Source organism: Microbacterium sp. ISL-103, assembly GCF_018613995.1.
Lineage (GTDB): Bacteria > Actinomycetota > Actinomycetes > Actinomycetales > Microbacteriaceae > Microbacterium.
The window spans coordinates 1-6,556 of record NZ_JAGGPD010000483.1 but is presented as its reverse complement, the minus strand read 5'-3'; the positions used below and the strand labels follow the sequence as shown (position 1 = coordinate 6,556).

The 6,556-nt window shown below is 64.9% G+C and carries 7 protein-coding genes, 1 tRNA gene and 1 pseudogene; 2 read left to right on the top strand and 7 right to left on the bottom strand.

Annotated elements, in window-relative coordinates:
* Both J7E68_RS16355 and J7E68_RS16350 read right to left on the bottom strand, forming a co-directional pair.
* A partial coding sequence (locus J7E68_RS16355; protein ID WP_215174374.1) for a hypothetical protein occupies nt 1–229 on the bottom strand: 229 nt, incomplete at its 3' end.
* Between the two features lie 63 nt (nt 230–292).
* Nucleotides 293–1,357, bottom strand: a complete 1,065-nt coding sequence (locus tag J7E68_RS16350) for an NAD(P)-binding domain-containing protein (RefSeq protein ID WP_215174372.1) — start codon at nt 1,355–1,357, stop codon at nt 293–295.
* A gap of 133 nt (nt 1,358–1,490) precedes the next feature.
* Here J7E68_RS16350 and J7E68_RS16345 point away from each other — a divergent pair.
* Nucleotides 1,491–1,563 (top strand) — tRNA-Ala (locus J7E68_RS16345).
* 578 nt (nt 1,564–2,141) lie between these two features.
* A complete protein-coding gene (locus tag J7E68_RS16340; protein ID WP_215174370.1) occupies nt 2,142–2,894 on the top strand; it encodes a hypothetical protein in 753 nt (250 codons plus the stop codon).
* 256 nt (nt 2,895–3,150) lie between these two features.
* On the opposite strand, the gene J7E68_RS16335 is transcribed toward J7E68_RS16340, so the two are convergent.
* The 5 genes and pseudogenes from J7E68_RS16335 to J7E68_RS16320 form a co-directional block, all read right to left on the bottom strand.
* Complete coding sequence (locus J7E68_RS16335; protein ID WP_215174368.1) at nt 3,151–4,209, bottom strand: zinc-dependent alcohol dehydrogenase; 1,059 nt, start codon at nt 4,207–4,209, stop codon at nt 3,151–3,153.
* Nucleotides 4,163–4,534 carry a hypothetical protein gene (locus tag J7E68_RS20350; protein WP_311417209.1) on the bottom strand — a complete coding sequence of 124 codons (372 nt, stop codon included), beginning with the start codon at nt 4,532–4,534 and terminating at the stop codon, nt 4,163–4,165. Before J7E68_RS20350 ends, J7E68_RS16335 begins: the two co-directional genes overlap by 47 nt.
* A 313-nt stretch (nt 4,535–4,847) precedes the next feature.
* Nucleotides 4,848–5,420: pseudogene (locus tag J7E68_RS20345) on the bottom strand (MBL fold metallo-hydrolase); the annotation flags it as partial.
* A gap of 71 nt (nt 5,421–5,491) precedes the next feature.
* Entirely contained in the window at nt 5,492–6,073 is a 582-nt protein-coding gene (locus J7E68_RS16325; RefSeq protein ID WP_311417206.1) for a flavodoxin domain-containing protein, read from the bottom strand.
* A gap of 272 nt (nt 6,074–6,345) precedes the next feature.
* A partial coding sequence (locus J7E68_RS16320; RefSeq protein WP_251049081.1) for a LuxR C-terminal-related transcriptional regulator occupies nt 6,346–6,556 on the bottom strand: 211 nt, incomplete at its 5' end.

The window sequence follows — 6,556 nt, the reverse complement described above, 5'->3', positions numbered from 1 at the left end:
CGGCCTGACCGCGCACTCTCCGGCGACGGCCGAGACCCGAGATCGCGCCCCCGAACGTGAGGATGAGTCCCCACGCGACGCCGATGAGGATCGGAGCGCCCAGAGTGTCCTCTCCGGAGAAGGGCAGAATCGAGCGGCGCTGGTCTATGCCGAAGAGTCCCTCGCCCGTCCAGATCACGAGCCAGGCCGACAGCAGCAGCCAGACGACCAGGAGCAGCAGACGGATCATGCCCCCAGCGTAGCGACGGCATGTCACCGCAGCACGGCACCGAGCCGGGCCTTCGCCTCGGAACTATCCGGTAGGGACGGAGGCCGTCGACAGTGCGCGCTGCACACCCCTCGCAGCCGAACGCCCTGCACGATTCGCGCCGATCGTGCTCGCGGAGGGACCGTAGCCGACGAGCTGGATTCGCGGGTCCTCCACTGCGGTCGTGCCGCGCCCGTTCCGATCCAGCCGGATGCCTCCGGAGGCGCTTCGAAGATGCAGCGGAGCGAGATGCGAGATGGCTGGGCGGAACCCCGTCGCCCACAGGATCACGTCGACGCGCTCGAACGAGCCGTCGGCCCACCGCACACCGTCGGGCTCGATCCGCTCGAACATGGGTCTGCGCGCGGCGTAGGCGCCCAGGCGTTCGGCCGCGCGCTCCTGCGGCCGCAGCATGAGTCCCGTCACACTCACCACGCTCTGCGGCGGCAGACCCTGTGCGACCCTCTGTTCGACGAGTGCGACCGCTGCAGCCCCTGCCTCGGGAGTGAAGTCATCGGTGCGCCAGACGGGTTCGCGACGAGTGACCCACAGAGCGTGTGTGATCGGGGCGAGGGCTCCGAGGAACTGCACGGCCGACGCCCCGCCACCGACGACGAGCACGCGTCTGCCGACGAAGTGCTCCGGCCCCGGGTAGTCGACCGTGTGCAGCTGCTCGCCGACGAACGTCTCCATGCCCGGATAGTGAGGGAGGAACGGATGGGTCCATGTCCCCGTCGCATTGACGAGTGTGCGGGTGCGCCATCGCTGCTCCCCCGAGTGCACCACGAGGATCCCGCCCTCGTCATCGACGCGGTCGACGCGCACCGGCCGGATGACGGGCAGATCGTTGCCCTGTTCGTAGGCGGCGAAGTATGCCGGGACGGCCATATTCGCGCGCTGACCGTCGCGCGGAGGGGGCGAATCCCCGGGCAGCTCGGCCACGCCGTGCACATCGCGCATCGTCAGCGCATCCCAGCGGTGGCGCCATGCACCCCCGGGCTCGGCGTCGGAATCGAGCACGACGTGAGAGATGCCGAGGCGTGTCAGATGGTATGACGACGACAGACCGGCTTGACCTGCGCCGATCACCACGCTGTCGAGAATGCTCACGGTGGTGACAACGCAGGCGCATGCTCCGTTGTTCCGCGTGACGACGCGCCCGGGAGCCTCGGCCCGATTGGTGTTGCGCGCGATCCGTGTAGTACTCTGTTCAAGTTGCTTCGAGCAGTTCGGAAGCGATTCTGGGCCTGTGGCGCAGCTGGTAGCGCACCTGCATGGCATGCAGGGGGTCGGGGGTTCGAGTCCCCCCAGGTCCACAACGAAACCCGCGAGAGATCGCGGGTTTTTTTGTGTTTTCGGCACGCTAAACCCATGCCGAATGCGGGCAACCGGGCTTCATTCTGCCCTCATTCGTCGTTCGAGTCACAGCGCTGGCTTTTCCGGGACACAACGGGACACCGCGGGATGCGAAGGATTCGTTTGCGGGCGTCACATCTTTGAGTTATCTAGGGCCGACCAAGACCTGTCACCCGAAGTAGTCAGCATGACGTACGTCCAATGGATGACACCCCGACGGGCGGTGTCTTTCAAAGCGCTTGATCGATGAATGCGCTGTGCGCACTTCGTACCCCGCCGACTCGAGAGCACCACGAAGACTGACGCACTCGCAGGTATGTTCCCGGCGAGGCAGCGCTGGACCAGATGGCGCGCGCCCTTGCCTAGCTGACCCGTGGCTGAGTCTACTCGTCGCGCAAGGGAGCGAATGTCTCTATCTCCGGTGCTCGAGCATCAGCTGTCTACGTAGATTGCCTTCATGCTCGACTCGGCAGGCCAGTCAGTCATCGACCCGGTCCGATGATGCAACAAGGTCGGCGGCAGCCGCTAGTTTCGGACTATGGGGAATCCTGGAGACCTGTGGGCGGCCGATACGGTGTTTGGCGGTGCACTCGCGCGCGTGAAGCGAGTATCCGACAATGGCGTCGTGGTTTACGCAGAATTCCAGAATGGTAACCTTGTCCGATTGCTGGCAGACAAGCCAACTGACATTGACGTCGGTGACATCCTCCTCGTAAATGACCCGGCTTGGATGCACCGACGCTCTCTCGCACACACTGGGTTGTGCGTTCTGTTCGTGGTTGCACCTCGACGCGAGACGGCGTCGCAGGCGCCGCGCGAGGTACTGAGAAAGGTGAAGCAGGACATCCAGAAGGCTGTTCGCGCCTATCCCGGCACACGCACAGACCCCACCGCCGCGCGCATCGGAATCGCGAGCTGGGTGGATCTGTTTCCCGACGCGGAGACCGCGTGCGCCGATCTTCGGATGCTGCCGGTCGAGCGCCCCACAGGCCGTGGCTACCTCGGTGATCCGGATGGCGAGAACGTATGGGAATGGGCGCACTACCTCGACGCCACATTCGTACCGTTCGCGCCGGACGATGCAGCGTGGATGACCGCCGTCCTGGACAACGCCGCAGGTCTCCGGGGAGTCCCCCACGCGGTTCGTACGAGTAGCAACCGTCCGTCGCTCATCGATCTTTGTATGGCACGAACCGGGTTCGACATCGTCGGCCATGCGGAGGGCGCGAAGAGCCTCGTTGGTCGCGGCGCGGTGGGGGCACCTAAGCTTCCCGCGCGGCTGGTGTATTAGGGTGCTCGACGCAGTCGGTGCAAGTTCTATCAGGTGGCGTCGCCCAGGCGGAGAGCTCGGTTGTCTTCGATGGGACTCAAGTCACGGTGTCGCGCCCAGAGCAGCCCAATCTCACTTCAAGGTCTGGCACATCACGGGTGACAGGAACAGTCACCCGGACTATCGGCGTCCCGGTCGTCATGAATCAGCTTCACTTTCTCGGATGCCGACACAGCGAAGGGCTGGCACGGACGGAGCGACTTCAGCCCGCAATCTCTCAGCGACCTACAGCAGCGGGTTCTCTGACCGGTACGACGTCCGCGGTGTGGTACTGAAACACAAGACGAGCGGGAACCGTGCCGGCGAGCACCTCTTCGACAGAGGAGTTCACGCTCTGAAGTTCGCGGGTCTCAGTGACCACCCGAGTTCGCCCTGCAGCATGCAGGGCGAAGACCTCGGCGAGGTCCTGTCTCGTGCCGACGATGGAGCCGATGATGTTGATCCCCTTCAGGACGGTGTCGAAGACCGGCACGGTCAGCTCCCCTCCGGCTGGCAACGAGACAAGAACGAGTCTGCCTCCGCGATTCAGAGAAGTGAAGGCCTGATCGAAGACTGCGGGCGCGACGGCGAGGACCACGACGACGTCCGCTCCGCCGAGAGCCCGGATCGCCTGAACTGGATCCGTGTCGCGCGCGTTGACGACATGATCCGCTCCAAGCTCAGTGGCCAAGTCGAGCTTCTCAGTGGTGACATCCACTGCAATGACTTTCGCACCGACCAGGCGTGCGTACTGGACCGCGAGGTGTCCGAGTCCACCGACACCGAAGATGGCGACTGTCTCTCCGGGGATGACGCGTGCGTTCTTGATCGCCGCATAGGTGGTGACTCCGGCACAGGTGAGAGGTGCGGCGTCGAGGGCGCTGACACCGTCAGGAACGGGGGTGGCGAAGCGGGCGTCGGCAAGCATGTACTCGCTGAACCCTCCGTCGACGGCGTAGCCGTTGTTGTACTGATGCTCGCAGAGGTTCTCTCGGCCGCTGACGCAGTATCGGCATTCCCCGCACGCGTGGCCGAGCCAGGGCATCGCCACCCGCTGCCCGACAGTACGGCCGGTCACCCCGTCGCCGATCTGCTCGATGATCCCCACACCTTCGTGGCCCGGGACCAGAGGCAGGTTCGGCTTCACAGGCCAATCTCCGCGCATCGCATGGATGTCGGTGTGACAGAGTCCGCACGTTTCCAAGCGGACCAGGACCTGGCCGGCACCAGGCTGTGGGATCGGACGCTCGTCAACGTGCGCCGGTGAACCGAACTCTGAGACAACTGCTGCTCGCATCATTCCTCCTTGACGGGTGGGTACGCTCGAAGTCTTTCGCTGTGCAGGCGCACTTGTCGGGTCGAAGGTCCTTCGCCGCAGCGTCGACGAAGCTGCTGATCTCACGTATCAGGCCGACATCGCGTGCGCAGCTGCATGGTGCTCCGTGATCTGAACCTGCTGCTCTTGATCGGGCACCTGAGCCGGCCACCCCATCTCCCGTTCGATTCGGAGTCTGAGAGTGTCCGCTGCGGAAGGTTCGCCGGGTGACGTATACGGCCTGGGGCGGATGCGGAGCACCCTTCATCCATGCGATGAGCTCGTCGGCATCCGCATGAGCTGACATCGCATCGATCATCGCGACCTCGGCCCGGATCGGCACATCGTTGCCAAAGATCCGGAGAGTCAGGACGGTTGCGATAGACGTCGGCGACGCTGACCGCCATGGGGCTGTTGACATAGATAGGCACGTCGGGGATCGCCCCGCGTTCCCGAAGCCGCGACAGGTGCAGAAGTACTGTCTCCGTCCGCCCCACGGCGAACGCCGGGATCAGCACCACTCCCCCACGATGGACGGTGCGATTCACGATGTCACGCAGCTGCTCTTCGGGATCGACCTTGGCGTGTCGGCGATCTCCATAGGTCGACTCGGTGACGAGGACGTCTGCTCCTTCGAACGCGTGAGGGGCGCGCATGAGGGGGTCGTCCGAGCGGCCGAGGTCGCCGGTGAAGCACACCCGCCGTGCGTCGACGTCGAGGTAGACGCTGCTTGCCCCGAGGATGTGGCCGGCACCGAGAAGTCTCGCGGTCATCGAACCCGCCACCGGCACCGCTCCCCCTTCGGGTACGGCGACGAATCGCTCGAGTGCCACCTTTGCGTCATCGACCGTATAGAGCGGTCGCGGCTTTTCATGCCTGGACCATCCATGCCGTGCGGCGTGACGCGCCTCCTCCTCCAGCAGGTGCGCGCTGTCCAGGAGCATGATCCGGCAGAGAGCCGAGGTGCCCTCGCTCGCGTAGATGTGTCCGCGGTACCCATCGCGCACGAGCGCCGGAAGATACCCGGAGTGATCGAGATGAGCATGGGTGAGAACGACTGCGTCGATCGAGCTCGGTGGAACCGGGAACGGAGCACGGTTGCGCTGGCGCAGCACCTTGAAGCCTTGGAACAGACCGCAATCGACCAGAACCCGTGAGGTGGAGTCGGTGACGAGGTAGCGTGACCCGGTCACGGTATCGGCGCCGCCGAGGAAGGCCAGGGTAGCGCCTGATGTCGTCCGCGCGTGACGCGTATTCGTGGCGTTCACGTGTGCACGCGCGTCGAGGGGCCTGTCAGCGCCCGCGTTGTCGCCGCGATCTCACGACCCCAGCGCAGTGCGCGGTCATGCTCGTCCGGGAGGAGATGACTGTCCTTATCCACGAGGAAGCTCTCCGCCGGGAGCACCTCGCGTAGCCCGTGCTTCTTCAACCGCCTACCGATCGCGGATGACGCAGCGCCGGTGAAGATGCGGGGCATGTCGACACGAGTATCGAAGGCCACGTAGCCGTGTCGTGCGGCGGGCGGTAGCTCGATCCACTCTCGGACTCCTGTGGTCAGACTCCCGCTCTCCAGCGCCAGGTGCCTCGAGGGATTGAGCGCCCATCGTTCGGCTTCAGTGCGTGATGCCGGGCTGCTCAACGAGTGTGCGTGGGTGGGAGCTCCCACCACGAGGACATCGCATTCTGGGAGCGCGGCTGCTTTCGCGACCGGCACGACGGTCACGGGCATGTGTTGTTCGCGGATGCCGTCCGCGATTGTCTCTGCGATGAGACGAGTGTTGCCGAACAGCGATTCGTAGACGATCGCGATCATCGGCCCCGGGCTGGGTGAGCTGTTCGCTGTCACGATTCCTTCTCCTCGAGCATCAGAGCGGTGATGTCGATGGGCTGGGTCGGCGGAAGTGCGAGGTCAGCGGGACCAACCTGCAGGGTGGGCAGGACGGCGAAGATCGAGTCGTTCATGGTGCTCCTTCAGCAGCGATGTGGCTCCCCCTCCTCCCATCGTTTCCGTTCGCGTGCTCGCCGGGCAGGGCCGAAGGTCCCCCGGCGAAAGTGGTGAGGCCGGAACCTCGGATCTGTGATGCGCGGGACCAGCCGGCCGAGCCGGCTGACGCCTGATCACGGCCGGGCGCGACCTTCCCACTCTTCTGTCGCAAACACGGCAGCTTGGGTGCGGCGTTGCATCCCGAGCTTGGCGAGGAGCCCGGAGACATAGTTCTTGACGGTCTTCTCGGCGAGGCCAAGGCGCTCACCGATCTGACGGTTGGTGAGCCCCTCCGCGATCAGCATCAGCGCCTGGCGTTCTCTGAGAGTCAACTCCACCGCTGGC